The sequence below is a fragment of the Bradyrhizobium sp. USDA 4541 genome (assembly GCF_024171085.1).
GTDB lineage: Bacteria > Pseudomonadota > Alphaproteobacteria > Rhizobiales > Xanthobacteraceae > Bradyrhizobium > Bradyrhizobium australafricanum.
The window spans coordinates 2565406-2592058 of record NZ_JALJZF010000001.1 but is presented as its reverse complement, the minus strand read 5'-3'; the positions used below and the strand labels follow the sequence as shown (position 1 = coordinate 2592058).

At 65.1% G+C, this 26653-nt stretch carries 22 protein-coding genes and 1 tRNA gene; 12 read left to right on the top strand and 11 right to left on the bottom strand.

What is annotated here, in order from left to right; all coding sequences use genetic code 11:
• Positions 1 to 167 precede the first annotated feature (167 nt).
• Positions 168 to 1316, bottom strand: a complete 1149-nt coding sequence (locus tag J2R80_RS12045; RefSeq protein WP_057018114.1) for a DUF3095 domain-containing protein — start codon at positions 1314 to 1316, stop codon at positions 168 to 170.
• A gap of 231 nt (positions 1317 to 1547) precedes the next feature.
• On the opposite strand from J2R80_RS12045, the gene J2R80_RS12040 reads away from it, so the two are divergent.
• A complete protein-coding gene (locus J2R80_RS12040) occupies positions 1548 to 2576 on the top strand; it encodes an IS110 family transposase (RefSeq protein WP_057016162.1) in 1029 nt (342 codons plus the stop codon).
• A gap of 345 nt (positions 2577 to 2921) precedes the next feature.
• On the opposite strand, the gene zigA is transcribed toward J2R80_RS12040, so the two are convergent.
• From zigA to J2R80_RS12020, 4 genes are all read right to left on the bottom strand, one after another.
• Positions 2922 to 4127 (bottom strand): zinc metallochaperone GTPase ZigA, encoded by a 1206-nt coding sequence (gene zigA, locus J2R80_RS12035; protein ID WP_253638608.1) that lies wholly within the window; start codon positions 4125 to 4127, stop codon positions 2922 to 2924.
• A 261-nt stretch (positions 4128 to 4388) separates the two neighbouring features.
• Positions 4389 to 6251 carry a molecular chaperone HtpG gene (gene htpG, locus J2R80_RS12030; RefSeq protein WP_076828097.1) on the bottom strand — a complete coding sequence of 621 codons (1863 nt, stop codon included), beginning with the start codon at positions 6249 to 6251 and terminating at the stop codon, positions 4389 to 4391.
• Positions 6252 to 6342: 91 nt separating this feature from the next.
• Positions 6343 to 7149, bottom strand: coding sequence for an MBL fold metallo-hydrolase (locus J2R80_RS12025; protein ID WP_076828099.1), 807 nt, complete (start codon positions 7147 to 7149; stop codon positions 6343 to 6345).
• A gap of 60 nt (positions 7150 to 7209) precedes the next feature.
• Positions 7210 to 8190, bottom strand: a complete 981-nt coding sequence (locus J2R80_RS12020; protein ID WP_076828101.1) for a helix-turn-helix domain-containing protein — start codon at positions 8188 to 8190, stop codon at positions 7210 to 7212.
• A gap of 184 nt (positions 8191 to 8374) precedes the next feature.
• Between J2R80_RS12020 and J2R80_RS12015 the strand changes: the two genes are divergently transcribed.
• Positions 8375 to 8926: a sigma factor-like helix-turn-helix DNA-binding protein gene (locus J2R80_RS12015; protein WP_244558823.1), complete on the top strand. Its 552-nt coding sequence runs from the start codon at positions 8375 to 8377 to the stop codon at positions 8924 to 8926.
• On the opposite strand, the gene J2R80_RS12010 is transcribed toward J2R80_RS12015, so the two are convergent.
• Both J2R80_RS12010 and J2R80_RS12005 read right to left on the bottom strand, forming a co-directional pair.
• Positions 8886 to 9980 carry an asparaginase gene (locus tag J2R80_RS12010; RefSeq protein ID WP_194295354.1) on the bottom strand — a complete coding sequence of 365 codons (1095 nt, stop codon included), beginning with the start codon at positions 9978 to 9980 and terminating at the stop codon, positions 8886 to 8888. The genes J2R80_RS12015 and J2R80_RS12010 overlap by 41 nt on opposite strands.
• Before the next feature lie 112 nt (positions 9981 to 10092).
• Positions 10093 to 10566 (bottom strand): AMP-binding protein, encoded by a 474-nt coding sequence (locus J2R80_RS12005; protein WP_194295355.1) that lies wholly within the window; start codon positions 10564 to 10566, stop codon positions 10093 to 10095.
• A gap of 33 nt (positions 10567 to 10599) precedes the next feature.
• On the opposite strand from J2R80_RS12005, the gene J2R80_RS12000 reads away from it, so the two are divergent.
• The 3 genes from J2R80_RS12000 (at position 10600) to J2R80_RS11990 (ending at position 14017) form a co-directional block, all read left to right on the top strand.
• Positions 10600 to 11772 carry an acyl-CoA dehydrogenase family protein gene (locus tag J2R80_RS12000; protein ID WP_076828105.1) on the top strand — a complete coding sequence of 391 codons (1173 nt, stop codon included), beginning with the start codon at positions 10600 to 10602 and terminating at the stop codon, positions 11770 to 11772.
• Between the two features lie 156 nt (positions 11773 to 11928).
• On the top strand, positions 11929 to 12543 hold the full coding sequence (locus tag J2R80_RS11995; protein ID WP_076828126.1) for a TetR/AcrR family transcriptional regulator: 615 nt from the start codon (positions 11929 to 11931) through the stop codon (positions 12541 to 12543).
• Between the two features lie 283 nt (positions 12544 to 12826).
• On the top strand, positions 12827 to 14017 hold the full coding sequence (locus J2R80_RS11990; RefSeq protein ID WP_076828107.1) for an OpgC domain-containing protein: 1191 nt from the start codon (positions 12827 to 12829) through the stop codon (positions 14015 to 14017).
• A gap of 44 nt (positions 14018 to 14061) precedes the next feature.
• On the opposite strand, the gene J2R80_RS11985 is transcribed toward J2R80_RS11990, so the two are convergent.
• Positions 14062 to 15351 (bottom strand): MFS transporter, encoded by a 1290-nt coding sequence (locus J2R80_RS11985; RefSeq protein ID WP_076828109.1) that lies wholly within the window; start codon positions 15349 to 15351, stop codon positions 14062 to 14064.
• Positions 15352 to 16114: 763 nt separating this feature from the next.
• Here J2R80_RS11985 and J2R80_RS11980 point away from each other — a divergent pair.
• Positions 16115 to 17629 (top strand): ATP-binding protein, encoded by a 1515-nt coding sequence (locus J2R80_RS11980; protein WP_076828111.1) that lies wholly within the window; start codon positions 16115 to 16117, stop codon positions 17627 to 17629.
• A 161-nt stretch (positions 17630 to 17790) separates the two neighbouring features.
• On the opposite strand, the gene J2R80_RS11975 is transcribed toward J2R80_RS11980, so the two are convergent.
• Positions 17791 to 18660 (bottom strand): hypothetical protein, encoded by an 870-nt coding sequence (locus J2R80_RS11975; RefSeq protein ID WP_076828113.1) that lies wholly within the window; start codon positions 18658 to 18660, stop codon positions 17791 to 17793.
• A gap of 6 nt (positions 18661 to 18666) precedes the next feature.
• On the opposite strand from J2R80_RS11975, the gene J2R80_RS11970 reads away from it, so the two are divergent.
• Positions 18667 to 19269, top strand: a complete 603-nt coding sequence (locus tag J2R80_RS11970) for a hypothetical protein (RefSeq protein ID WP_076828115.1) — start codon at positions 18667 to 18669, stop codon at positions 19267 to 19269.
• Between the two features lie 132 nt (positions 19270 to 19401).
• On the opposite strand, the gene J2R80_RS11965 is transcribed toward J2R80_RS11970, so the two are convergent.
• Positions 19402 to 19478 (bottom strand) — tRNA-Met (locus J2R80_RS11965).
• Positions 19479 to 19796: 318 nt separating this feature from the next.
• Here J2R80_RS11965 and J2R80_RS11960 point away from each other — a divergent pair.
• The gene (locus tag J2R80_RS11960) at positions 19797 to 21230 is read left to right on the top strand and encodes a coniferyl aldehyde dehydrogenase (RefSeq protein ID WP_076828116.1); all 1434 of its coding nucleotides are present in this window, start codon (positions 19797 to 19799) and stop codon (positions 21228 to 21230) included.
• A 124-nt stretch (positions 21231 to 21354) separates the two neighbouring features.
• A complete protein-coding gene (locus tag J2R80_RS11955; protein ID WP_194295356.1) occupies positions 21355 to 22962 on the top strand; it encodes a GMC family oxidoreductase in 1608 nt (535 codons plus the stop codon).
• Positions 22963 to 23275: 313 nt separating this feature from the next.
• Here J2R80_RS11955 and J2R80_RS11950 read toward each other — a convergent pair whose 3' ends face one another.
• Positions 23276 to 24037: an SDR family NAD(P)-dependent oxidoreductase gene (locus J2R80_RS11950; RefSeq protein ID WP_057017838.1), complete on the bottom strand. Its 762-nt coding sequence runs from the start codon at positions 24035 to 24037 to the stop codon at positions 23276 to 23278.
• A gap of 110 nt (positions 24038 to 24147) precedes the next feature.
• Here J2R80_RS11950 and J2R80_RS11945 point away from each other — a divergent pair, with 110 nt between their 5' ends.
• The 3 genes from J2R80_RS11945 to J2R80_RS11935 all read left to right on the top strand — a co-directional run bounded on the left by J2R80_RS11945 (position 24148) and on the right by J2R80_RS11935 (position 26565).
• Positions 24148 to 24663: a CvpA family protein gene (locus tag J2R80_RS11945; protein WP_057017839.1), complete on the top strand. Its 516-nt coding sequence runs from the start codon at positions 24148 to 24150 to the stop codon at positions 24661 to 24663.
• A gap of 133 nt (positions 24664 to 24796) precedes the next feature.
• A complete protein-coding gene (locus J2R80_RS11940) occupies positions 24797 to 25579 on the top strand; it encodes an SDR family oxidoreductase (protein WP_057017840.1) in 783 nt (260 codons plus the stop codon).
• Positions 25576 to 26565 carry an NADPH:quinone reductase gene (locus J2R80_RS11935; protein WP_076828120.1) on the top strand — a complete coding sequence of 330 codons (990 nt, stop codon included), beginning with the start codon at positions 25576 to 25578 and terminating at the stop codon, positions 26563 to 26565. The genes J2R80_RS11940 and J2R80_RS11935 overlap by 4 nt, the downstream gene beginning before the upstream one ends.
• The last annotated feature ends 88 nt before the right edge of the window (positions 26566 to 26653 follow it).

The window sequence follows — 26653 nt, the reverse complement described above, 5'->3', positions numbered from 1 at the left end:
GCTCTATCCGCGTAGCCATATCTGAATTGTAGTCAGCTCACCGTCGATCTCGCGAGTCGGATGAATATCTCTTGCGGCCACGCATTGCCTGCCCTCACCCGAAAGCCACGCGAGGCGTGGCGTCCGACCTCTCCCCGCAAACGAGCGGGGAGAGGTGAGAAAAATTGCTACACCGCGCGCGCCTTCAGCACCGTCGCGGCCGAGGCGTAGCCGCCGCGGGCGCCGTCGATGAAGTGGACGTGGTCGGCGCGCATCACCGACGGGGTGAAGCAGGTCATCATCGCGGCATCCTGCTCGTGCAGGCCATAACGCACGATGCCCTGCGCCGCGGCGGCGGCGAGGCGCTGCTCGATGTCGGAAGCGAGCTCCGGCGTGCAATCCAGGATCATGCGCAGGCCGTCGTCGAACTTGCGAAAGTCTGAATTCTCGACGACCTGCTGCAGATAACGTTTCGGCGCGAACTTGCCGACCGGGATGTTGAACCGCATCAGCGTATAGGCCCACAGCGTGAATGTGAGCACCACGGCGCGACGCAGCGCGAGCGGGCCGCGGCGCCGTGCGCGCGCCTCGTACTCCATTCCCTGCGGCGGCCAGTGCAGCGGCGGACCGCTGGCGGGCACCGGCCGTCCGGCATCGGGACTTTTCTCGACGCGGACGACGATATCCTCGATCACCTTGCGGAAGGACGCGGGATCGGCGTTCTTCGCCGGCAGCACCAGCACCGACAGAATGACGCCGCGCGCGGACGGCATCACCTCGAAGCGGCAGGACAGGCCGGACAAATCGGGTTGCGTGCCCTGAGGCGCCGGATCGACCGCGAACTCGGCGCGCTTCATCGCGGCATCGGCGTAAGCAAGACCGCCGCCTGAGAACATCGCATAGGACAGATTGGCCGACGGCCCGAAGCGCGCGACGCGGACATCGGCGCCCGCGGCGCGGATCGCCGCCATCGGCACCAGCGCCACCCGCAGCACCAGATCGAGGTCGTCGTGCACCCAGCGCGCGGTCGCGGCCAGGGCTTCGCGCGCCTTGTCGAGATCGGCGGGCGCGACCGCAAAACTCGCACCGTCGCCGCCGAACACGAAGGGGAATTCGCGGCCCTCCAGCGCATTGGTGACGGCGGCGACCACCGCGGCGCCGGCCATGTTGACCGCCTTGTAGCGCTGCGCCGCGATCGCCTTGGTCGATTCCACGATATCGGCGACGCCGACCGTCCAGTCATCCGGCAACGGCGCATACAGCGCGGGGTCCATCAGCCGCGCGAAGCCGCGAAACACCGGAATGCCGCCGTAGAAGATATCGCTGCCGCCAGCCATCGCAACGCCGCGCCGTTTCCGCCCTGATGCGGGATTCTCTAGCAGATACGGCGCGGGTTGGGACCGGTTTTAGAAGCGTAGATGGGGTAACGGGCCGGCCGCCCGCTCGCTACGGCGCAATTTGGAAGCGCGCTCGCGAGCGGCCTGTTGGTTGGAAGGCGGTCGTCCCTCAAACTGATGGTGTTCAACGGAGTCGGGCAAGCCCGCTCCAAGCATCATTAAGGGACGACCATGTACCACTATGCAGGAATTGACGTGTCTTTGGAATGCTCGAGCGTTTGCCTTGTCGATGGGACAGGCAAGATTTTGCGCGAGACGAAGGTTGCGAGCGAGCCGGCGGCGCTGATCGCCTGGTTCCGGTCGCTGGGTCTGGTACTGGAACGGATCGGGCTGGAGGCAGGCCCCTTGTCGCAATGGCTGTATGCGGGTCTGCGAGACGCAGGGCTTGCGGTCGAGCTGCTGGAAACGCGGCACGTTCGCGAAGCCTTCAAGTCGATGCCGGTGAAGACGGACCGCAACGATGCCCGCCGGATCGCGCAGTTGATGCGGCTCGGCTGGTTCCGGCCGGTGCACTGCAAGTCGGTCGCGGCGCAGGAGACCCGCGCCATCCTGACGGCGCGCAAGCTGCTGCAATCCAAGCTTCGCGATGTCGAGAACAGCCTGCGCGGCATACTTCGCGGTTTTGGCCTGAAGGTCGGTGCGACCACCGAGCGCACGTTCGCCGGACGCATCCGCGAGCTCGTGACCGGCCATCCCGGACTGGAGTTGGTCGCGGCGGCGCTGCTCCAAGCCCATGCGGTGCTGCTGCGGGAGTTCAAGAGCCTGGACAAGCACACCCAGAAGCTCGCCAGGACGCATCCATCCGCCAAGCTCCTGATGACAACGCCGTCCGTTGGTCCGATCGTGGCGCTCACCTATGCCGCGGCGATCGACGACCCGAAGCGCTTCCGCTCCTCGAAGGCCACGGGAGCCCACTTTGGGCTCACCCCGAAGAAGTACCAGTCCGGTGAGACCGACTACACCGGCCGCATCAGCAAGATCGGGGATGCCTCCGTGCGCGAGGCACTCTACCAGGCAGCTCACGTCATGCTGACCAAGCCGGTCAAGAATTGCTCGGCATTGAAGAGCTGGGCGATGCGGATTGCCCGGCGCGCAGGCATGCGCAAGGCCAAGGTAGCGCTGGCTCGCAAGCTCGCCGTGATCCTGCATCGCATGCTCGCCGACACCAAACCGTTCAACCCGATGACCAAGGCCATCTAGCCAGGAGCAGCAATCGGTTCCGGGCGGGCCACGACACCAGGCTCTCCCCGAGCGAAGTCCCTCCGCTGGGACGATGGATCCGGTCAGGCCGCCATCCGGGAAGTGGCTCACGACCACGCAATCCGTAGATTGGCCGGCCGGCTCCTCAATGCACCCCATCAGGCGACGGCCTTCGCGCCGATCCCGTACAGAAGCAAGTGCCCGGCGAGTGGATGACGCGAAAAGGGATTGACTAACCAAGGCCCGTTACAGAAGCCCGGATGGAGCGAAGCGAAATCCGGGGACCTCTCAAGCGGCGGGAGACCCCGGATTGCGCTTCGCTCCATCCGGGCTACGGTGACTGTCTCACGCCGCCTCGCCTGTCCTGCTCCACGGCGGAAACGGATCGCGCAGCCCGGCCCAGGCTTGCGGGTCCATGCCCGGTCTGCCGGTGACGAGGCAGGCATCGAGCCTGCGGCGGATGTAGTCCTCGTTCATGCCGGAGCCGATGAAGACCAGCTCCTGCCGGCGATCGCCGTAGAGATCGTTCCAGCTCCGCTGCATCATCAGCCGCCAGTCCGGATCATCCGGCCAGCGCACGCGCGGGATCGCGGCCCACCACGAACCGAGCCCTTCGGTGCGGACGATGGCGCCGGCCTGGCTCAGCTCGCCGCACCAATCCGGGCGCGTCGCGATCCAGAAATGGCCCTTGGCGCGGATCACGCCTTGCCAGCTCTCGCGCAGGAAGCCGTGGAAGCGCACCGGGTCGAACGGGCGCCGCGCGCGGTAGACGAAGCTTTTGATGCCGTACGCCTCGGTCTCCGGCACGTGCCCGGCGAAGCCATAGAGTTCCTTGTGCCAGAGCGGATGCTGCTGCGCGCGCTCATAGGCAAAGCGGCCGGTGTCGAGCACGCGGTCGAACGGGACTTGCGCAAAATTCGCTTCGACGAGGTCGGCCTCGGGATTGAGCGCACGCACGATGGTACGGGCGGCCTCGCGCTGCGCAGGCGTCGCGGCATCGATCTTGTTCAGCACCACGACATCGGCGAACTCGATCTGCTCGACCAGCAGATCGACCAGCGTGCGCTTGTCGCCGTCGAGCGCTTCGCCGCGCTGGCTGAGGAAATCGGTCGAGGCGTAGTCCTTCAGGAGATTGGCGGCGTCGACCACCGTGACCATGGTGTCGAGCCGCGCGATGTCGGAGAGGCTCTGGCCATCTTCATCGCGAAACTCGAAGGTCGCGGCGACCGGCAGCGGCTCGGAAATGCCGGTCGATTCGATCAGGAGATAATCGAAGCGGCCGCTCTCGGCGAGCGTGAGTACCTCCTTCAGCAGATCGTCGCGCAGGGTGCAGCAGATGCAGCCATTGCTCATCTCGACCAGTTTTTCGTCAGTCCGGGACAGGTTCGCACCGCCATCGCGAACCAGGTCGGCGTCGATGTTCACCTCGCTCATGTCGTTCACAATCACCGCAACCTTCAGACCGCTGCGGTTGTTCAGGACGTGGTTCAGCAAAGTGGTCTTTCCAGCCCCGAGGAAGCCGGACAAGACGGTGACGGGGAGTTTTTGCATCGAGATCAAACAGTTGCTGGAGGGATCGGCGGCGGCGGGACATGGGGCATTCGCTTGATGTTATGTTATAACATAACATCAATGAGGCACGGCCTGTCAAGCGCCTGGGCGGCGCAGTCAGCCTGCCAGTTTTAGGAATGCGTAGCCCGGATGGAGCGCAGCGAAATCCGGGGCCGCGCTATCCACGGATGGACCTGTCCCGGATTGCGCTTCGCTCCATCCGGGCTACGGGCTCAGGATGACGGGTTCAGAGTTCGCGCTCTACTTCCCCAATCCGCGCAGCACGAGCTGGTTCATGCGCCCAGCGAACGCGGCGGGGTCGTCGGGCATCTCGCCGTCGAGGATCTGCGCCTGCTCGAACAGCAGCAGCGACAGGTCCTTCGCCTGCGCGGTATCGGTCGCGAGCGCCGCGACCAGCGGGTGGCGCAAATTGATCTCGAGCACCGGCTTTGTGATCGCGCCGCGGTTCTGCTGGGCGAGCAGCCGCTCCAGCGCGCGGTCGCGCGCATCGCCGCCGGCAACGAGGCACGACGCGCTCGCGGTCAGCCGCTGCGAAGCCCGGACGTCGGAGACGCGCTCGCCGAGCGCGTCCTTGATCACGGCGATCGTGGTCGCCGCGTCGGCCGCGGGTTCGTCCTTCTTGTCGTCCTTGTCGTCGGCAAGCGGGATCAGGCCGAAATCGACATCGCCCTGGCTCAGCGACTTCAGCGGCTTGCCGCCGAAATCGAGCGGCGCCGAGGTCCAGAACGCATCGACCGGATCGGTCAGGAGCAGCACCTCGATGCCGCGGGCGCGCGCCGATTCCAGTTTCGGGTTCGACTTCAGCCGCTCGACGCTGTCGCCGACCAGATAATAGATCTCGGTCTGGTTCGGCTTGAAGTCGTCGACAACCTGCTTCAGCGAGCGGTTCTCGCCCGACGTCGTGGTGAAGCGCGCCAGTGCCAGCAGCTTGTCGCGGCGCTCGAAATCCTCCCACAGGCCTTCCTTGATCACCGGGCCGAACGCGTTCCAGATCTTTGCGAAGGTCTCCGGCTCCTTCTCGCCGAGCGTCTCCAACTCGCCGATCACGCGGCCGGTGACGGCCTTGCGGATCTGCGCGAGCTGCGGATTGTTCTGCAGCATCTCGCGCGAGATGTTGAGCGGCAGATCCTCACTGTCGATCACGCCGCGGATGAAGCGCAAGTAAGCCGGCAGCAGCTCGGCATCGTCGGCGATGAAGACGCGGCGGACGTAGAGCTTGACCTTACCCTTGCGCTCGACCTGGAACAGGTCGAACGGCTTTTGCGACGGCGCGAACAGCAGCACGGCGTAGGACTGCCGGCCCTCGGCACGGTAATGCAGCGTCATCGCCGGCTCGTCGAACGCGCCGGCGATCTGCTTGTAGGCCTGGGCGTAATCCTCCGGCTTGAGCTCGGATTTCGAGCGCTGCCACAGCGCGCTCGCCGAGTTGATCTGGCGCGGCTCGCCCTCTTCCGGCACCAGCAGGATCGGAAACTGGATGTTGTCGGAATATTCGCGGACGATGCGCTCGATCTCGTAGGCCTCGAGATACTTGGCGGCGTCCTTCTTCAGATGCAGCACGATCTCGGTGCCGCGCGCGACACGCTGGGCGGCCTCTTCGCCCGCCGGTGCGATCTCGAAGCCGCTGCCGCCTTCCGACGTCCACACCCACACCTCGTCCGAGCCGGCGCGGCGGCTGGTGACGACGATCTTTTCGGCGACCATGAAGGCGGCATAGAAGCCGACGCCGAACTGGCCGATAAGGTTGGCGCCGTCCTTGGCCTCGGTGAGCTTCGACAGGAACGATCTGGTGCCGGAGCGCGCGATGGTGCCGAGATTGTCGATCAGCTCCTGGCGCTCCATGCCGATGCCGGTATCAACCACGGCAAGCGTGTTGGCCGCCTTGTTCGGGACGATCCTGATCTCCGGCGGCGTGCCGTCCGTGATCAGGGACGGATTGGCGATCGCCTCGTAGCGCAGCTTGTCGCAGGCATCCGACGCGTTCGAGATCAACTCGCGCAGGAAGATATCGGTCTCGGAATAGACCGAATGCACCATCAGGTGCAGCAATTCGGCAACCTCGGCCTGGAACGGCTGGGATTCGGCAGCGGCAGTTGTGGTCATGCGGAAACTCGGACAATCGGTAAGGGGCGGGAAAGCCCTGATATAGCGCGATCGCGCCGCGTGGCAAGGTTGCCAAAAGCGGCCGGAACCGTCAGTCCGAGATCGCCGCAATATAGCGCTGCACCGAGCGGTCGAACGCCGCCCTGGCGTCGGAGGCGATGTTCTTGCCCCACCAGGCGCCGTAGATCCGATCATAGGCCAGCGGCTCGACCACCCGCGCGACGCGGCGGACCGCCGATGCATTGAGCGGGATATAGTTCGGGTAGGAATACATGAAGCTGACCGAGCGGCGGTCCATCGCCACCATCGCGATATCCCCGGTCAGAAGCGCGCCGCGCCCGTCGGCGCCCTTGCGCCAATGCAGCATGGTGGCGCCGGCGAAATGCCCGCCGCCGCGCACCAGCAGGATGTCGTCGGAGATGCGATGGCTGTCGCCCTGCCACGGCACGATCGACGGATAAGGCCGCGTCACCCATTGTGCATCGTCGCCGTGCAGATAGACCGGGGCATTGTCGAACGCCGCGCTCCAGTCGGCGACCGCGCCATAATAATGCGGATGCGAGATCGCAATCGCCTTCAGCCCGCCAAGCGATCTGACATGGGCGATCGCCTCGGCGGTTGCCAGCGGCACGCAGTCCCACATCACGCAGCCGCCGCGGTCCGGCACCAGCAGCGCGCGCTGCCCGATCGCAAAGGACGGCTCGAGCGCGATCCCGACGAGGCCAAGATCGTCGCGACAGACCAGTTTGTGCCGCTCTGCGAGCTCCTCGCGCGTCAGCCACGCCTGCCCCTTCCAGTTCACATATTGCCGCTCGTCCTCGCAGATCGGGCAAGCCGGCGGCGGCGCAGCGGTCTCAGGAAATTGCGCGCCGCATTGTTCGCAGGTCCACAGAGGCATTGGCAGCGCCCTCGTTGCGATGAAGCTGGTCTGCTGATCTAGCGCCGCGGCAGGAGGCGTTCAATGCCGCCGCCCCAGTTCCATCTGCATCTCCGCCGGTGCTATGCCGAACTTCCGGCGGAACGCGCGATGGAAATAGGACAAGTCGTTGAAGCCGACCGTATAGGCGATGTCGCTGACCTTGCGGCCGGCGCCCTCTTCGTGCAGCAGTAGCCGGCGCGCCCGCAGCAGGCGCTGCTCGAGGACGAACTCCGAGAATGTCGTTCCTGCGGACGCGAACAGGCGCTGCGCCTGGCGGGTGCTCAGCGCATTCGCCTTTGCTATGGCTTCGATCGTGAGCTTACCGTTGTCGAGATTTTTGAGAACATCGGCCTTCATCAGATCGAGCCGCGCCTTCGCCACGCCGTCGCGTGCCGACAGCTGCTTTGTCTCGGCGCTGCTGCCGAGAACGAGACCCGCCAGGTCGGCGAGATGGTGCGCCGCCGCCCGCTGGCCGGGCACGTCCAGATCGCCGGCAAGCTCGGTGCAGAGCACGGAATAGCGCTCGATCATCGCGCCCAGGGCCGGCTCGCGCCCGAGTACCCGCGCCAGCTGCGTTTCCACCAATGGTGCGACCTGGAGCAGCAGGCGCCGCGGAAACCGCGTCGTCGTAAAGCTGCCCGACCGGGTGAGGTCGGCGGTGCCGACGATATTCATTTCGGTGAGGCACATCTGGCCGCGCTGAAGCTCGATCGCCTTGCCTGCCTGCGTGACCTGCACCGTGCCGCGCGTCGCAGAGATCAGGACGAGGTCGTCGCAGCCGTCATTCAGAAGCGCGCGGGTGCGGGCGAAGCGGGCCGAGCCGCCGCGCGGCGTCGCGATGGCGACCGTATGCAGCAGCGTAAACTCGTTGTGGCAGTCGATGCGGTTGTCGTCGGTCGGTCCGACGTCGAGCCGGCAGAAGCCGCGGCAAATCCCTTCGCGCCAAGCCTCATAGGCCGGCCCTTTGGCCAGCCCATGATGGAAAATCGAGAACCGGTTGGGCACCTGTGTCTCGGACATGATCCGCGCTCCGACGCTCGATCGATCAGGGCTGACACGATCGATCGCTTGCTGTCCGCCGCGCGCATGTCGTGTGCGCACGTCGTTCCTGTCCCTACGCTTGGCGCGACGGTCCACGACTCCGGCGCGGAGCCTGATACCACTGCGCCGATTGCCGGTAAAGCTATTCACGAGATGCAACCCTATGATGCGAAGTGCGAAAGCCGGGAATAAAACGGCGCAGCAGTTTCGCGACGCGGCATTGCCGTGTCTCGACGATGCCTACGCGTTCGCCCAGGTCCTGATGCGGACCGAGGCGGACGCCGAACTGGCCGTGCAGGAATGCTATCGGCGCGCACTGCGCCGGTTCGACGGCGTTCGCGGCCCGGCCATCAGGCCGTGGCTGCTCGCGATCCTCAAAGCCGTCTGCCAAGAGAAACTCGACCGGAAACCCTCCGGCAACAATGTAACGCCGGAACGGCGCGACACCCCGACCATCCGGCAACTCATCCATGACCTGCCCGCCCCGCTCGGCGAGGTCATCGCGCTGCGAGAGATGATCGATCTCTCCTACAAGGAGATCGCCGAAGTCACCGGCATTCCCGTCACCACCGTGATGTCGCGCATCGCGGAAGCGCGCGCCCTGCTGCTCCCAGCGTGGCGCGCGGCGAACAAGGCCGCGCAGGCGAAGCCGACGGCGCCTCAAAACCGGTGGTCTACCGCGCGAACGCCTGTTGAACCGCCGACGGCTCGGTGATGCCGTTCGCGATCAGGAGCTCGAGCAATACCCGCGCCTTCTGCGGGTTGAGATCGAGCGAGACCGCGAAGCCGAGCTTGTCGTCCTCGACCTCGACGTTGCGGTTGACGAAGCCTGAGCCGACCCGGGTCGAACGCACCACCACGACGCCCTGCTTCGCCGCGGCGGCCAGCGCATCGATCGCGCCCTTCGATGAATTGCCGTCGCCGACGCCGGCCAGCACGATGCCCTTGGCGCCGCGCCTGACCGCATCCTCGACCTCAGCGGCGTCCATGTTGGCGTGCGAATAGATGATGTCGACCCGCGGCAAGGGCGGCGCATCCGGCAGCTTCAACCTGGCAGCCTTGACGGGTGCGGCCGGCTGCAGGAAGCGCAGCGAGCCGGTGTCGACATAGCCGACCGGGCCGGCTTCGAGCGAGCGGAACGTCTCGACGCTGGTGGTGTTGGTCTTCTGCACCCAGCGCGCGGCATGGATGGTGTCGTTGAGCACCACGAGCACGCCGCGGCCGCGGGATTCCGGGGCCGATGCGACCCGCATCGCCTCGTAGAGATTGGCCGGACCGTCGGCGCCGATCGCGGTCGAGGGCCGCATCGATCCGACCAGCACGATCGGGACGTCGGTGTCGAGTACGTTTTGCAGGAAGAACGCGGTCTCCTCCATCGTGTCGGTGCCATGGGTGATGACGACGCCGTCGACCTCCTTGTCGTCAATGGCCGCGCGGATGCGCTTGACGAGGTCGAACCACACGTTGTCGTTCATGTCCTGCGAGCCGATCGACGAAATCTGCTCGGCCGACATCTGGGCGAGCTTGTCGATGCCCGGGATCGCCGCGACCAGGTTGGCTGCGCTGACCTTGCCTGAGTCATAGGCGTTGCCGGCGCGTGCGCTGGCCTGCCCCGCGATGGTGCCGCCGGTACCGAGCACGAGCACGCGGGCCAGCGCGGTGCCGGAGGCCTGTTGCGCTGATACCGGCGAGGCAAGCCCGATCGTGAGGGCGGCGGCGAGGCCGAGGAAGAGCCGAACGGAATAATTGGATTGAAACGAACGTGGCATGATCTTCTCCCCAAAGCGACAGGTCGCCAGTCCACAACTCGTGGTTTTGTCCCGTAACAAGTGGACAAAGTTGCGGCGGAAGATGCGATGGTCGGAAGATGGGTTGAAGCGTTTAGTGAGCTTCAAACGTGTTGCGCAGCTCGATCTCCGTCCCGACGGTTCGCCAGATCGAACGATCGACGAACAGCACCCGATCCTCGGCGTGGGCGAGCAGTCTTGCGATATCAAGCGCGTGCAGGCGCGCATTGATGGTGTGCAGCACCGCGCTCATGCAGGGCACGGCGAGATAAAGCTCGAGGTGACGGCGCGAGTTCCAGGCCAGCGTGGCAACGCGCATGCCGCGCTCGACGCCGATCTCGGCGAGGAAGTTGGCGAGCTGGCCCGCGCGGCCGAGCAGCTCCGCATAGCTGATGACATGGACGCGGTCGCAATACCGCGTCGTCACCGTCTTGTTCGGATAGAGATCCGCGACACGTCCCTCACCAGATTGAGGGTGAGCGGGACCTGCTGCATCAAGCCTGCGAGCATGCCGTATTCTCCGGAACTTCCGCAAAACCTTGACATCTGCCGGAAGGCGGCGCAACATTTTTCGAAGATTATTCGACTTTTGGTGCCTGCGATGCATTTTGAGCTTCCCGACGACCTCCGCGTTCTGCAAGGCCGGATGCGTGAATTCGTGCGCAGCGAGCTACAGCCGCACGATGCCGCGATCGAGGCGACCGGCAAGGTGCCGGACAGCGCCATGGCCGGCCTGCGCAGGATGGGATTGTTCGGCACCAACACGCCGAAGCAATTCGGCGGCCTCGGCCTCACGATGCTGGGCAGCTGCATCGCGATCGAGGAGCTCGCGAAGGCCCACACCGCCTTCTACTATCTGAGCGGGGTCAACGTTCACATCGGCTCGAAGGCGATCGAGCTCTACGCGCAGCCGGCGGTTCGCGACCGATGGCTGCCGGAGCTCGCCAGCGGACGGGTGATCGGCGCGTTCGCGCTGACCGAACCGAATGCCGGATCCGATGCCGCCCGGATCCAGACCCGGGCGCGGCGGGACGGCGATCATTACGTGCTCGACGGCCGCAAGACCTATATCACCAATGCGCCCGCGGCCGGCGTCTTCACGGTGTTCGCCACGCTCGATCCCTCCGCCGGCGCCAAGGGCATCGCGGCCTTTGTCGTCGACGCAAAGACGCCGGGCCTTGCCATCGGCCGCCTGGTCGAGATGGCTGCCGGACGCGGCTCGGAGCACGCCGAAGTGATCTTCGAGGATTGCCGTATTCCGCGCGAGAATCTGCTGGGACAGGAGGGCGAAGGATTCGCCATCGCGATGCGGTGCCTGGATGCCGGGCGCACCCATTGGGGCGCCTATTGCGTCGGCGCGGCGAGCCAGCTGCTGGACTACGCTCTCGACCATGTCTCGGAGCGCGAGACGTTCGGACGCAAGCTGCGCGACCATCAGGGCCTCGAGTGGCAGATCGCCGACATGGCGAGTTCGCTGCATGCCGCGCGGCTTGTCGCCTATGAGGCAGCCTGGCGTTACGACCGGGGCGATGCCGCCGCCCGCACCGCCGCGGCAGCGCTCTCCAAATATACCGGCGCCGACATGGTGCAGCGCGTCGCCGACACGACCATGCAGCTGTTCGGCGGTGCCGGTTATTCAAGAGACCTGCCGATCGAGCGCATCTGGCGGGAAACGCGGGTGGTCCGCATTCTAGACGGCACCTCCGAGATCATGCGCCAGATCATTGCCCGCAACGCGTTCCGCACACATGAACGGCGGAACGCGCCGGTCTGACCCGCAGGCTTTACCGCTGTATCCCGTCGCAATAGCACTTGTGTTCCGATCCCGCTGCCTTACTGTTTTTTTTACGGGGATGAGATTCCTGCTTTGACGCGTCTTCCTTGCGCGAACCGGTATCCACTTCGCGCGAAAACGCTCTTGGAGACCACCGTGGCTTCGGGGACGACACTCAAGCTCAAGCAGCAACGCAGCCGCGACCGGCGCGAGCAGATCCTCACGGCGGCCACCAAGCTGTTTGGCGAAAAAGGCATCGACGGAACCTCGCTCACCGAGGTCGCCGCCGCGGCGAAAGTACCGCTCTCCAGCATCTATGATTATTTCGAGGACAAGCGCGCGCTGGTGCTCGATGTGCCCGAAGGCAATTTCGAGGCGCTGTATCAGAAGACCGAGCCGCTGCTGGTCAAGGGTGGCGATCCCGTCGACCAGCTCCGCATCATCTTCCTCACCAACTTCCAGTACATCAAGGACAACCCGAGCTGGGGCCGGGTGTTCTTCCTCGAGATCTGGCCGAGCGTGCTTGCCGCCGAACCGCGGATCAAGAAGGCGGTCGACAGATACGCGCTGCGCTATGTGCAGTTGATCAGGCAGGCGAGCCGCGCCGGCACCTATCGCCGCAATCTCGATCCCTACACCGCGATGTCGCTGATGATGGGCGGGATGTGCCACCTCACCGCCGTCTGGCTGCTTTACGGCCGCAAATACGATCTGGTGAAGAAGGGCAAGGCGCTGTTCACCACGCTGCATAACGGGTTTGTGCAGCGTTAGCCGCGCCGGTGCGCGGCCGGCTCTCGTAGAATGGGTAGAGCGAAGCGAAACCCATCATTCGTCAGGTCGACACGGAGCGATGGGTTTCGCTTCGCTCTACCCATCCTACGCACCGCGTGGTTCGCGGCGCGAACGATTTGATCCAAATTCATCGCTGTTTGGCCGGCTGTGGCGGCGATCCGTTTCCGGAAAACCAATACACAACCGTCGAAATCCTGTTCTAGTATGACGTCGTGGGCGACCCGCGACCGGACACGCGGGCACTCGGGATGGGAGCGTACCGATGGACGTCAAGGCTGTTCTGCCGCCGCGTGGCCGCGACTATCGCCTCGATCTGCTGCGCGGCTTCGCCAACTGGGCGATCTATCTCGATCACATCCCGAACAACGCGGTGAACTGGATCACGCAGAAGAATTTCGGCTTCAGCGACGCGGCCGATCTGTTCGTGTTCATCTCCGGCTACACCGCATCCTTCGTCTATGCGCGCATGATGCTCGAGCGCGGCACCGTGATCGGCGCCACCCGCCTGATCAAGCGCGCTTGGCAGATCTATGTCGCCCACGTCCTGCTGTTCGTGATCTATATCGCCGAGATCGGCTATCTCTCCCAGCGCTACCACGACCCGAACCTGCAGGACGAATTCAACGTCGCGGGCTTCATGCACAATCCGGCCGAGACGCTCTATCAGGGCCTGATCCTGGCGTTCAAACCGGTCAACATGGATGTGCTGCCGCTCTATATCGCGCTGATGCTGTGCTATCCGCTGGTGCTGTGGGCGATGCTGCGCAAGCTCAATCTGACGCTGCTGGCCTCGTTCCTGCTCTATCTCGCGGCGCGGCAATTCGGCTGGAACCTGCCGGCCTATCCGTCCGGCTCATGGTATTTCAATCCGTTCTGCTGGCAGTTCCTGTTCGTGTTCGGCGGCTGGTTCGCGCTCGGCGGCGCGAGCGAATCGATCGCGTTCATCCGCTCGCGCGCCTTCCTTTGGCTCGGCGGCGCCTATCTGCTGTTCGCGCTGGTCATGACCTTGGCGGGCCGCTTCCCGGAGCTCGGACAGGCGATGCCGGCCTGGCTCTATGACGCCTTCAATCCGAACGACAAGACCAACCTTGCGCCTTATCGCGTGCTGCACTTCATCGTCCTCGCCTTCTTCGTCACCCGCTTCCTGCCGCGCGAATGGCCCGGATATGAATGGCCGATCTTCCAGCCGATCATCAAATGCGGCCAGCAGTCGCTCGAAGTGTTCTGCACCGGCGTTTTCCTCGCGGTCATCGCGCATGTGCTGCTGGTCGAGGTCTCCGGCAGCATCTGGATGCAGATCGCGGTCAGCATTGTTGGCATCGTGCTGATGACCGCACTCGCCTATTACCGCTCCTGGTCGAAGAAGGTCGACAAGGCGCCCGCGAAGGTACCCGTAGCTGCGCAGACGCCCGTGGCCGCGCAGACGCCAGCGACCGCGAAGCCGGCGGAGTAAGACGGCGCGCGGCCGAAGCCGCGCGCAACGTGCAAAGTAGCCTGCTATCTCGCCAGCGGCTTGCCGGCCGTCTCCGGCGCCAGGGCGATCAGCGGCAGGCCGACTACATAGATCAGCGACAGCATCGAAATCGCCAGCGGGAAGCTGCCGGTGCGGGCGGCGAGCGCGCCGATCAGGGTCGGGCCGGCGGCGCCGAGCACGCGGCCCATGCTGAAGGCGAAGCCGGAGCCCGAGCCGCGCAGCGCCGAAGGAAACATCTCCGGCAGCCAGATCGTGAACAGGCCGAACACACCATTGGTGAAGAAGCCGAGCACCGGCAGCAGCACCATGAACAGCGTCAGGCTGTCGAGCCATTCGATCGCGACCTCATAGGAGACCACGACGGAGATCAGCCCGCCGACGAAGAACAGCACCGCGGTGTGGCGCCGGCTGCCGAGCCAGGTCGTTAGCCATGGTACAAGGAGGCAGCCGATCAGCGTGCCGACATTGGTGATCAGGCCGGCCACCGCGCCCATCTCCTGCGCGTGCGCCGGCGTCGCGCCCGCGGCGACCAGCTTGGTCGAGATCACGGTCGGGGCCCAGAAGTTCGACGACCAAAGGCCGAAGATGATGCAGGCCATCATCAGCGCCGCGGCCCAGGTGGTGCGCGCCTGGTCGCCGGCAAACAAGGCCGCGACCGACGGCTGCTCGTGCGCAGCCCTGCGCTCGGGTTCGGGAATGTTGCTGCGCAGATACGCGATCAGCAGCGCGGGCAGAATGCCGAGCAGGAACATGCCGCGCCAGCCCAGCGTGCTGCCAATCGCAAGCGTGACGGCGGCGGCGAGGAATAGCCCGGTCGGCGTCGCCGTGTGCAGCCATCCGGCGAGCCGCACCCGCGTATTCTCCGGCACGGATTCCTGCAGCAGCGGCGTGCCCGCGGCCCATTCGCCGCCGATTCCGAAGCCGGCAACAAAGCGAAACAATGCGAACATCACGATACCGGTCGCAAGCCCGCACAGCGCCGTGAACAGCGAGTAGACCAGCACCGTCCAGCACATGATCCGGACCCGTCCGTAACGGTCCGCGGCCCAGCCCCAGACCATCGAGCAGGCCCAGCCCAGCATGAAGATCGAGAACAAGAGCCCGCCATAGATGCCGATATTGGCCTTGCTCGGCTCAATGCCGCTGGCCGGCAGCAATTCGCTCAACGCGCCGACCAGGATGTAGGCGTACATCGACGAATCGAAGCCATCGAGCATCCAGCCGAACCAGGTCGCCCAAAACACTTTTCGCGGCGACACTGCGCCAGGCGCCGCGACCGACGGCGCTACGGCATCAACGATGCTCTCAGTCATGTTTCCTCGCACGTTTCTTTTGTGCGGCGGACTATGACGAGGTTTGCGCGCCGAGACACCACCGGCAAACGGGACGGAGGTATCCGGCATGAGAATAGCGACGCCGATCACATCGACGTCACCGCGAACGCCCGCTCCTTCTACGAAGGACGCACGGAACGCCGGAAAATGTAGAAAGCGATGATGACCAGCGGCACGGCAAGTGCGAGCCAGGAGGCCTGGTCCCAGATCCCGTCGCCGAGGGGCGCCGAGACCTGCCCGAACGCGATAACGGCAAAGATCAATACCGACGCCGGAAAGATTTACGCGATCTCGCTCCCGACATCAGGATCGCTCCGCCACATGCGCGCGTGAGCGGGGATAAGATCCGTGAAACCTTCGATTTTTGGCGGATGCCTTCGACAACGCGAGCCTTGCAAGCTGGGATCAATCCCGTTTGGAGCGGGAAGAATGTAGGAAATGAATGCGTCGTAGTTGAACTCAGATATTGAGTTCGACGGGCTGAGAGTTCGACGGGCTGATTGAATAAGAGCGGGTCCGAACCGGGCCGGATCGCGCAGCTGAACAGGAACTGGTTCGAAAAAATCTACATCAGACATGCAAGCTAAACACGTTGTAGTGGCTCGATCAATCTTCGTCTCGTCCGGCGAGCATCAACACCGTCCGCCTCCCGGCCGCGCCTGGGGATGATGGTGCGGTTCGCTCGACGCGGCGCGATCAGCTTGTTAAGCCGCCTCTCCGCAAGGGCAATTTGAGTCGGGACATGACCGTAGCGATCGAGATGGGACAAACGACGGCCGGCACTTCGGCGGCCATCGACCTCGAGGAGCTATTGGCGACGCGCCTCTTGGTACAAGGCAATTCGGGTTCCGGCAAATCCCATCTGCTGCGCCGGCTATTGGAACAGAGCGCCCCCTGGGTGCAGCAGACCATCATCGATCCTGAAGGTGATTTCGTCACCCTGGCCGAACGATTTGGCCACCTCGTCATCGACGCCGAGGACCACACCGAGCGCAGCCTGCAGGTCGCCGGCGAGCGCGTGCGCATCCATCGCGTCTCCACGGTGCTCAATCTCGAAGGACTCGACGCCGAGAACCAGATGCGGCGCGCCGCGGCCTTCCTCGGCGGGCTGTTCGACGTCGCCCGCGACCACTGGTATCCGATGCTGGTGGTGGTGGACGAGGCGCAGCTGTTCGCGCCGGCGGTCGCGGGCGAGGTGTCCGACGAGGCGCGCAAGCTTTCGCTCGGTGCAATGACCAATTTGATGTGCCGCGGTCGCAAGCGCGGGCTCGCCGGGATCATCGCAACCCAGCGGCTGGCGAAGCTCGCCAAGAATGTTGCGGCCGAAGCGTCGAACTTCCTGATGGGCCGTACCTTCCTCGATATCGACATGGCGCGCGCCGCCGACCTGCTCGGCATGGAACGGCGGCAGGCGGAAGCCTTCCGCGACCTCGAGCGCGGACAATTCATGGCGCTGGGACCTGCGCTCTCCCGCCGTCCGCTGGGCTTGCGCATCGGTCCGACCGACACCCAGCCGCGCAACGCAGCGCCGCGGTTGATGCCGCTGCCTGAAGCGGCACTGGAGGACGCACGCGCGATCATCCTCGCCGCTCCGCCGCCGGAAGCGGTGCGGCCGCAGCGCCGGACGCCGTCGCCGGACCTGCTCAGCCAGTTGATGGCCGCCAAGCAGCCGGCACCGGAGCCAGATCCCGAAGCTGCGGAGCCGCCGCCGAGCGCCGAGCAATTGGCCGAGCGGCGTGAACGGTTGGACCGTATCCTGCGCGCTATCCTCGCCGAGCCCGACGCAGGCTTTCGCGCCATCGGCGTGCTCTATCAGGAGTTCGTGGTCCGCTGCCGGATCGAGGGTCTCGGTGCCGTTGTGCCGGAGCTGACCGATTTCCGCCGGATGCTGACGCGGGCCCGCGCCGGGCTCGGCGCCGATGTCGCGGAGGACGACGCCTGGCAGGACGTCTCGCTGCGCGCCGCGTTGCTGCCCGAGGACATGCAGGGCGTCTTCATGATGATCGCGCGCGCCGCGAAAGAGGGCTGGCCGTGCCCGAGCGATGCCGCGATCGCCCGCGCCTACGGCACGCATTCGCTGCGCCGTGCCCGGCATCTTCTGACCTACATCGAAGAACAAGGCCTGATCGTCTGCCAGCTCGACGGTGCCGGCCGGCGGATCGTGACCCTCGTCGAGCTCGCCTGGGCCACCGCCGCGGCCGACCCGAATGTGGACGACCAGGCGGTCGAAGCAGCCTGTAACGGCTCGTCGCTGTGATCAGGTGCTGAGCAGGCGTTAAGTGTTGAGCGGCATCGCGGAAGCGCTGCAAGACTGGAAAAAGGCCCGCCAGGAGGCGGGCCTTTTCATCTTTGCCGGTTGAGGGATCTTGGTCGCGGAGGGCCCGCAACAGGCCCTCCACAGCCGCCTATCTCAAGCCCTTACGCATGCTGCGGCTGCGCAAGCTGACTGACCTGCATCGCCGGCGGATCGACAACCGAGGTACCGCCATGGCCGTCGCTCGAGGCCGTGAATGTGGAAGCCATGTAGTTGCCCAGCAGCGCAATGCTGGCGGTGACAGTGCCGTCCGTCACCGTGAGCGTTCCGCCCGAGGCGTTTCCGCTGAAGGTCGGCGTTTGAACGTTCGCGAAATTGATATTCGCGAAATCGATCGTGTCCGAACCGGACATCCCGGCGACAGTTCCGGTGAAGCTCGCGGAATTGTCGAGCTTCAGCGTCCCCGTGCTGCCCAGGAACGTAACGGCGGCGTTCGAAGCCCCCGTCAATTCCAGGGTGGTACCCGCTGCGATGGTGGCAGTGCTGGGGCTCTCTCCCGTTACGTTGAAAGGCTGCCAGACACCCCACGCACTGCCATCATAGGCCCGGATCCAGAGCTGGTCGGTGCCGGAACCGGCCTGATAGGTCGTCTGGGCAAGTTGTGCCGAAGTGACGTCGATCTCTGTATTCGCAGACTGGTTCACGCCGTTGACATTCCAACGCCCGTTCGTGTTGGAATCCCACAACGCATATTTCGTGATGGTATCGCCATCCGCGTCCGTCGCGCTGACCAGGCTCGAAGCCGCGAAGACCTGCCCCGAGACTGTCGTCACGTTCGAGACCGAGACTGTCGGCGCCTGGTTCGTTGCGGTGGCCGTGAAGCTCTTCCAGGCGCTCCACATGCTGCCGTCATTGGCCTTAACCCAGAGCGTATCCGATGGCGAGCCACCGGGGCCGAAGACGTAGCTCACCTGTGACAGGTTGGCCGCGCTCACATCGATCTCGGAGTTGGCGGCCTGGGCGACACCGTTCACAACCCAATGGCCGTTCCCGCCGGTGTCCCAGAAGGCGTACTGGGTGATCGTATCGCTGCCGACACCATCACAAACTATCAGGTGTGGGATTCGACGGCGGATGCGAGCAGTGGGCACTGGGTTGTCGGAGGAGTCGCCCAAGGCACCAATGCCGCCATCAATGTCACGGCAGCCCAGCTTTCGAGCACAAGCTTTCAAAGCGGCTCGGGTTCGGACGATCTCTGGGTGAGGGCTTACGACGGCTTTGCCTGGGGCGCGTGGAAGGAGTTTCACGTCACCGCGCCGGTTGACAGCGCTCCGTTAGTGACCGCGTCCGACTTCCACGCGACGGCCAATCAGAGCGTGGCCGCCTTAACCCTGTTTTCAGTCTCGGATGCCGACGGCGACAGTATCGCACAATATCAACTCTGGGATTCGACGCCGTCGGCAAGCAGCGGCCACTGGAGCATTGGCGGGAATACGCAGCCCACCGGCACCGCCATCAACGTCAGCGCGGCCCAAATTGCGAGCACGTCATTCCAGGGCGGTACCGTGCCTGACGACCTCTGGGTTCGCGCCAGCGATGGCATTAGCTGGAGTGCGTGGCACGAATTCCATTTCATCGTCTAGGGAGCGGCCCGCGTTGCGGAAACGCCGTGATCTGCACCCAATCGGTCGACGACACGAGGCCCGATTGTCCTCCCAAAGCAAAAATGGCCCGCGAAATGCGGGCCATTTTGTCGGAACCGGTTGGTCCGGACTTGGTTGCGGGGATAGGATTTGAACCTATGACCTTCAGGTTATGAGCCTGACGAGCTACCGGGCTGCTCCACCCCGCGTTAAACCGTTGCGTGCCTTGCAGAAAGGGTGCCTGAGCCGGCCGGCCAACGCTTTTCAACGGCGCCGATCGATCCGTCCGGGGGCTTCCTGAGAAGGCGACCCGGGCCGAGGCCATCGGGTGCGGGGCGTATGTATCAACGTGAGCCCGGTTTGGAAAGCCCCGGATGCGGGTTTTTGAGGATTTTGTGACGTCGAAATCGCCGGCTTATCCCGGCAGGATTTGCTGCCGGGAACCGGGCCTTGCCAGACCGCGCGCAAAAGCGGAGCTTGGCGCGCAACAAATCAGTCAAGAATGCGTCATCCGAGGGGGAAATGCCATGGACCGGCCATTGAAGAGCCCGGGGCTGCATGCGCTTGAGGAGGCCTTTCATCGCCAGTTCGAGCTGTCGCGCAGCGAGCCGGCGCCGACATTGCAGGCACGGCTCGACCGGCTGCGCCGCCTGCGCGCCGCGCTGACCGAGAATGAGACGCGATTCGAGGCGGCGATCTCGGCCGATTTCGGCCACCGCTCTACCGTCGAGACCGCGATCGCCGAGACCATGCTGGTGCTCGGCGAGATCAGGCACGCGGCCAGGCACCTCAAGGGCTGGATGGCGCCGCGGAAGGTCCCGACCACGGCGCAGTTCGCGCCGGCCAAGAACCGGCTGATGCCGCAGCCGCTCGGCGTGGTCGGCATCATCGCGCCGTGGAATTATCCGCTGCAGCTGACCCTGGCGCCCGCGGTCGCCGCGATCGCGGCCGGCAACCGCGCCATCATCAAGCCGAGCGAGCTGGTGCCGCGCTTTGCCGGGTTGCTGATGGAGACGATCGCAAAAAAATTCGATGTCACCGAGCTCGCGGTCACCGATATCGACGACGAAATCGCAAAGGCGTTTGCCGCGCTGCCGTTCGATCATCTGATCTTCACCGGTTCGACGCGGGTCGGCCGGCTGGTGGCCGAAGCCTGTGGCCGCAATCTGACGCCGGTGACGCTCGAGCTCGGCGGCAAGTCGCCCGTGATCGTCGACGGCTCCGCCGACATCGATGAAGCCGCGCAGCGCATCGCCTATGGCAAGCTGCTGAATGCCGGCCAGACCTGCATCGCGCCCGATTACGTGCTGGTACCGCAGGCCGCGGTGCAGCCCTTCGCGATGCGGTTGCAGGGCCACATGCAGCACATGTTCGGTACCGATCCCGATAACACTGATTACACGTCGATCGTCTCGGATCGGCACTATGCACGGCTCGAGGGGCTGGTCGCCGACGCCGCCGCGAAGGGCGCGACCATCATGCAGCCGGCAACGCCGAACGACCGCGAGTGGAAGGCGGGGCGCAAATTTCCGCCGACCGTGATCGTCGGCGCGACGCCGGACATGACGGTGATGCAGGAAGAGATCTTCGGGCCGCTGTTGCCGGTCATCGGCGTGCGCGATGCGACGGAAGCGATCGCCTTCGTCAACAGCCGCGATCGCCCGCTGGCGCTGTACTGGTTCGGCACCGACAGCGCCGCCCGCGATGCGGTGCTGGCGCGCACGGTGTCCGGCGGCGTCACCGTCAATGACTGCCTGTTCCACTTCGCGCAGGCCTATCAACCGATGGGCGGCGTCGGCGCCTCCGGCACCGGCGCCTATCACGGCGAGTGGGGGTTCAAGACGCTGACCAAGTTCAAGCCGGTGTTCTACCGCTCGCGCTTCAACCGGCTTGCCGATCTCTATCCGCCCTATGGCGCGAAGGTCGCGCGGCTGGAGAAGCTGATGCGGATGTTGTCGTAGAAGTGCTGTCGTTCCGGGGCGCGAAGCGAACCACAGATGCGCAATTGCGCATCGGGGAACCTCGAGATTCCGGGTTCGATGCTAACGCATCGCCCCGGAATGACAAATAAGGAATGGGGGAAACGTGACTGACACATTCGATTTCGTGGTGGTGGGCGCGGGCTCCGGCGGCTGCGCGGTGGCGGGGCGGCTGTCGGAGGATCCGGCGACGTCGGTGGCGCTTCTCGATGCCGGCGGCACCAATGACAATTGGGTCGTCACCACGCCGGGCGCCCTGGTGCTGATGGTCGCGGGCACCGTCAACAACTGGGCCTTCAACACCGTGCCGCAGAAAGGCCTCAACGGCCGCATCGGCTATCAGCCGCGCGGCAAGGGGCTCGGCGGCTCCTCGGCGATCAACGCCATGGTCTACATTCGCGGCCATCGCGCCGATTACGACCACTGGGCCGCGCTCGGCAATACCGGCTGGGCGTTCGCCGACGTGCTGCCCTATTTCAAGCGCTCGGAAGACAATTCCGATTTCGACGGCGAGTATCACGGCAAGGGCGGCCCGCTCGCCGTCAACAAGCTGCGCTCCGGCAATCCGATCCAGCAGACCTTCCTGCAGGCGGCGCAAGAGGCGCAATTCCGCATCCGCGAGGATTTCAATGCCGACGACCATGAGGGCCTCGGCATCTACCAGGTAACGCAACGCAACGGCGAGCGCTGGAGCGCGGCACGCGCTTATGTGCATCCGCACATCGGCAGGCGTCCCAACCTTCGCGTCGAGACCAATGCGCACGCGACGCGCATCCTGTTCGAGGGTAAGCGCGCGGTCGGCGTCGAATACCGGCAGGGCAAGGAGCTGAAGCAAATCCACGCGCGGCGCGAAGTCCTGCTTGCCGCCGGCGCGTTCCAGTCGCCGCAGCTGTTGATGCTGTCGGGCGTCGGCGATGCCGCAGCGCTCGGCAAGCACGGCCTCGCCAGCGTGCATCATCTGCCCGGCGTCGGCCAAAACCTGCAGGACCATCCCGATTTCATCTTCGGCTACATGTCCGACAATCCGAACTTCGCCGGCATCTCGCTGAAGGGCATGCCGCGGCTCGTCCGCGCCATCATGCAATATCGGCGCGAGCGCCGCGGCCCCCTCACCTCGAACTTCGCCGAATGCGGCGGCTTCCTGAAGACGCGGCCCGATCTCGACATCCCCGACATCCAGCTGCATTTCGGCATGGCGATGGTCGACGACCACGGCCGCAAGCGCCACGGCGGCACCGGCTTCTCCTGCCATGTCTGCCTGCTGCGGCCGAAGAGCCGCGGCAGCGTCGCGCTGGCCGGCAGCGACCCGATGCAGGCGCCGCTGATCGACCCCAACTTCCTCGGCGAGGAGGCCGATCTCGAATCGATGGTCGCGGGCTACAAGACCACACGGCGGCTGATGGAGGCGCCGGCGCTGCGCGCCCTGCAGCAGAAGGATGTGTTCACGTCCAACGTCCGCACCGACGACGACATCCGCAGCATCCTGCGCGAGCGCGTCGACACCGTCTATCACCCGGTCGGCACCTGCAAGATGGGCACCGGCGATCCGCTCGCGGTGGTCGATCCGAAGCTGCGCGTGCACGGCCTCGAAGGCCTGCGCGTAGTCGACGCCTCGATCATGCCGACCCTGATAGGCGGCAACACCAATGCACCGACCATCATGATCGGCGAGAAGGCGGCCGACATGATCAGGGCGGAGATACGGGCGGGGTGACCAAATGCGTAGGGTGGGCACGGCGCAAGAGCGCCTTTGTCCCCCTATGAGGCTGCCGTCGCGGGGCCGCATGGCCAAAAATATCGAAAACAACCCCATGCAAAGGAGCCGCGGGCTGCCGGCTTCGACACGGCGACTTGACTCGTCGGGCAAATCAGCGGCATTCTTCTATTATCCAGAAACCGCGCCCGACTGCCTCGGGCCGTGCTCGTGACCTGATGCGTTGCAATCGTAGCCCGGATGAAGCGAAGCGTAATCCGGGACCTTCACGCATGCTCCCCGGATTTCGCTGCGCTTCATCCGGGCTACAAAGCTAGTTCAGCAAGAACCCGCCATCCACCGTCACCACCGTCCCGGTCATGTAGCGCGAGGCGTTCGAGGCCAGCAGCATGATCGCGCCGTCGAGATCGGACTCGGCACCGACCCGGCGCTGCGGGATGCGCTTGGCGAGCCGCTCGCCTGCCGGCGTCGACCAGAAATCATGGTTCATCTCGGTATCGATATAGCCCGGCGCCAGCGCGTTGACCCGGATGTTGTTGCCGGCGAGCTCCAGCGCCATTGCCTTGGTGCCCTGGATCATGCCGGCCTTGGAGATCGCATAGGGCGACACCGCCTTGAGCACGCCCTGTCCGAGCACGGACGCGACGTTGATGATATTGCCCGGCTGCTTGCGCGCCATCATGCGCCGCGCAAGTTCGGTCGCGAGGAAGTAGGCGCCCTTCAGATTAGCGCTGATCACGGCGTCCCAATCCGCCTCGGTCTGCTCGGTCGACAGCTTCTCGATCGCGATGCCGGCATTGTTGATCAGGACCGTGACCGGACCGAGCGCGGCTTCCGCGGCGTCGAGCGCTTGCGCGATGCCGGAAATATCCGCGACGTCCATCTGCACCGCGGCAGCGCGGCCGCCCTTAGCCTTGATCTCCTCCTCGAGGCTTTTCAGCTTCGCGGTCTGGCGCGCGGCCAGCACCACCGCGGCGCCATGTGCCGCCAGCACGCGGGCGAACTGCCGCCCGAGCCCCTGCGAGGCGCCGGTGATGAGGATGATTTCTTTACTGACATCGAATAGGTCGGACATCGACAGGTTCCCGGATTGAAGCGGACGAGTGATAGCGACAATTGTCCCTGATGTAAGCAGGCTTGATCAACCAGGGGACAGTAGGAGATTGGGGCAGGAATTCCTCATCCATGAATCTCTTCGACCTTGCCGTCATCCTCGGATCGGTGTTCGCAGTGGTGACCGGCTTCACGACCGGCCTGTTGCGCAGCGCGGTCACTATCCTGGCCTATCTCGTCGCCATGCCGCTTGCAGTCGCCGCGTTGGCGATGATCGGGCCCCACATCGCGACGCTGCCGTCGTCGCCGTTTCCGCCCAATGGCGTGCTGCTGTTCGGCCTCTTTCTCCTGATTGGCGTCATCCTCGGAAAGATGGCGCGGACGATGCTCGACGACACCATCGGCTCGGAGATCGGGATCGGCGACCGCCTCGGCGGCGCGCTGCTCGGCGCCATCAGGGTCGGCCTCGTCGTGACCACGCTGGTGCTGGTGTTCGATCAGCTGGTGCCGCTCGCCAGACAGCCGCAATTCCTCAACGGATCGCAATTGCGGCCGTTGTTCTCCGCGGCCGGACAGGCCGGATTCCGCTCGCTGCCGCCCGAGGCCACCATGGCGATCGAGCGGCTGCGGCGCGAGCAACGCATCTAGGGCGCCGGCCCACCGCACTGTTCCTGCCCGGCATGCACTTATGCATTGCACGTCCCTTATCGGCGCCGCCGAGCTTCGCTAGACTGGTGCAATCAAACCTTTACAAACCGACCGACATCACAGGGAGTGAACCGTGGATCTTGGAATCAAAGGCCGCCGTGCCATCGTCTGCGCATCGAGCAAGGGACTGGGCCGCGCCTGCGCGATCGCGCTCGCCAATGAGGGGGTGCACGTTACCCTGACGGCGCGCGGCGCCGAGGCGCTGAAGCAGACCGCCGACGAAATCCGCAAGGCGCACCCCGGCGTCACCGTCACCGAGATCGTCGGCGACATCACGACGGCGGCGGGACGCGAAGCCGTGCTCAAGGCCTGCCCCGAGCCCGACATCCTGATCAACAATGCCGGCGGCCCGCCGCCGGGCGATTTCCGCAACTGGACCCGCGACGACTGGATCAAGGCGATCGACGCCAACATGCTGACGCCGATCGAGCTGATCAAGGCGACCGTCGACGGCATGATGGCGCGCAAGTTCGGCCGCATCGTCAACATCACCTCGGCGGCGGTGAAGGCGCCGATCGAGATCCTCGGCCTGTCCAACGGCGCCCGCGCCGGCCTCACCGGCTTCGTCGCCGGCCTGTCGCGCAAGACCGTGATCAACAACGTCACCATCAACGGCCTGCTGCCGGGCCCGTTCGAGACCGACCGCCTGCGCGGCACCGCGAAGCCCGAGGCCGAGAAGCGCGGCATCTCGGCCGAGCAGGTCCTGGCCGAGCGTGCCAAGCTGAACCCCGCCGGCCGCTTCGGCGATCCCGACGAATTCGGCTATGCCTGCGCATTCCTGTGCGGCGCCAAGGCCGGCTTCATCACCGGGCAAAACCTGTTGCTCGACGGCGGTGCCTTCCCAGGCACATTGTGAGAGCTGTTTGGTACGAACGGACCGGCGCGGCGCCGACGGTGCTTACCGTCGGCGAGATGCCGACGCCCGAGGCTGGTCCCGGTGAAGTCCGGGTTCGCCTCGAGGCGTCCGGCGTCAACCCGGCCGATGTCGGCCGCCGCAGCGGCAACTATCGCGCGATGGAATTCCCGCGCGTGATCCCGAACAGCGACGGCGCCGGAATCATCGACCAGGTCGGCGAAGGCGTCACCCGCTTTGCGGTCGGTGATCGCGTCTGGCTGTTCAACGGCCAGCGCAACGGCCGCGCCTTCGGCACCGCGGCCGAATACATCACGCTGGCCGACTATCTGGTAACGCCGCTGCCGCAGGACGTGTCGTTCGCGGCAGGTGCTACGCTCGGCATCCCCTGCATGACCGCGTGGTGCGCGCTGTTTGCGGACGGCCCGATCTCGGGGCAGACGGTGCTGGTTACCGGCGGCGCCGGCGCGGTCGGCCACTACGCCGTGCAATTGGCAAAATGGGGCGGCGCGCGCGTAATTGCGACCGTCAGTTCGCAGGTCAAGGACGTCGAGGCACGGCTCGCCGGCGCGGACACCGTCGTCAACTACCGGACCGAAGATGTCGTCTCCAAGGTGATGGCCTTCACCGAGAACCGCGGTGTCGACCGCGTGATCGACGTCGATTTCGGCGGCAATCTCGCGACCACGCTGAAGATCATGGCCATGAACTCGACGATCGCGGTCTACGCCACCAACGGCAACCGCACCCCCACGCTGCCGGTGCGCGAATTAATGGAGAAATGCATCACCGTGCGCTCGCTGGTGCTGTTCGCGCTGCCGCCGCCGCTGCTCGCGGCCGCGCAGGCCGACATCACCAAATGGCTGGCGTCGGGCACCCGCGTGCACAATATCGCCGGGCAATTCGCGCTCGCCGAGACCGCCGACGCCCATCTCGCCGTCGAGAAGGGCGACAAGATCGGCACCGTGATCGTCGACTGCGCACGTTAGCACGGTTTCTCCTTCCTGCTCCCTCTCCCCGTTCTTACGGGGAGAGGGTTGGGGTGAGGGGCTGTCACCGCAAAGACGGTGAAGGCAA

Coding starts and splice junctions, on each gene's coding strand:
- J2R80_RS12045 (WP_057018114.1), bottom strand. CDS start 1,316: ATGGCTGGCGGCAGCGATATCTTCTACGGCGGCATTCCGGTGTTTCGC.
- J2R80_RS12040 (WP_057016162.1), top strand. CDS start 1,548: ATGTACCACTATGCAGGAATTGACGTGTCTTTGGAATGCTCGAGCGTT.
- zigA (WP_253638608.1), bottom strand. CDS start 4,127: ATGCAAAAACTCCCCGTCACCGTCTTGTCCGGCTTCCTCGGGGCTGGA.
- htpG (WP_076828097.1), bottom strand. CDS start 6,251: ATGACCACAACTGCCGCTGCCGAATCCCAGCCGTTCCAGGCCGAGGTT.
- J2R80_RS12025 (WP_076828099.1), bottom strand. CDS start 7,149: ATGCCTCTGTGGACCTGCGAACAATGCGGCGCGCAATTTCCTGAGACC.
- J2R80_RS12020 (WP_076828101.1), bottom strand. CDS start 8,190: ATGTCCGAGACACAGGTGCCCAACCGGTTCTCGATTTTCCATCATGGG.
- J2R80_RS12015 (WP_244558823.1), top strand. CDS start 8,375: ATGATGCGAAGTGCGAAAGCCGGGAATAAAACGGCGCAGCAGTTTCGC.
- J2R80_RS12010 (WP_194295354.1), bottom strand. CDS start 9,980: ATGCCACGTTCGTTTCAATCCAATTATTCCGTTCGGCTCTTCCTCGGC.
- J2R80_RS12005 (WP_194295355.1), bottom strand. CDS start 10,566: ATGTTGCGCCGCCTTCCGGCAGATGTCAAGGTTTTGCGGAAGTTCCGG.
- J2R80_RS12000 (WP_076828105.1), top strand. CDS start 10,600: ATGCATTTTGAGCTTCCCGACGACCTCCGCGTTCTGCAAGGCCGGATG.
- J2R80_RS11990 (WP_076828107.1), top strand. CDS start 12,827: ATGGACGTCAAGGCTGTTCTGCCGCCGCGTGGCCGCGACTATCGCCTC.
- J2R80_RS11985 (WP_076828109.1), bottom strand. CDS start 15,351: ATGACTGAGAGCATCGTTGATGCCGTAGCGCCGTCGGTCGCGGCGCCT.
- J2R80_RS11980 (WP_076828111.1), top strand. CDS start 16,115: ATGACCGTAGCGATCGAGATGGGACAAACGACGGCCGGCACTTCGGCG.
- J2R80_RS11970 (WP_076828115.1), top strand. CDS start 18,667: ATGGCCGTTCCCGCCGGTGTCCCAGAAGGCGTACTGGGTGATCGTATC.
- J2R80_RS11960 (WP_076828116.1), top strand. CDS start 19,797: ATGGACCGGCCATTGAAGAGCCCGGGGCTGCATGCGCTTGAGGAGGCC.
- J2R80_RS11950 (WP_057017838.1), bottom strand. CDS start 24,037: ATGTCCGACCTATTCGATGTCAGTAAAGAAATCATCCTCATCACCGGC.
- J2R80_RS11945 (WP_057017839.1), top strand. CDS start 24,148: ATGAATCTCTTCGACCTTGCCGTCATCCTCGGATCGGTGTTCGCAGTG.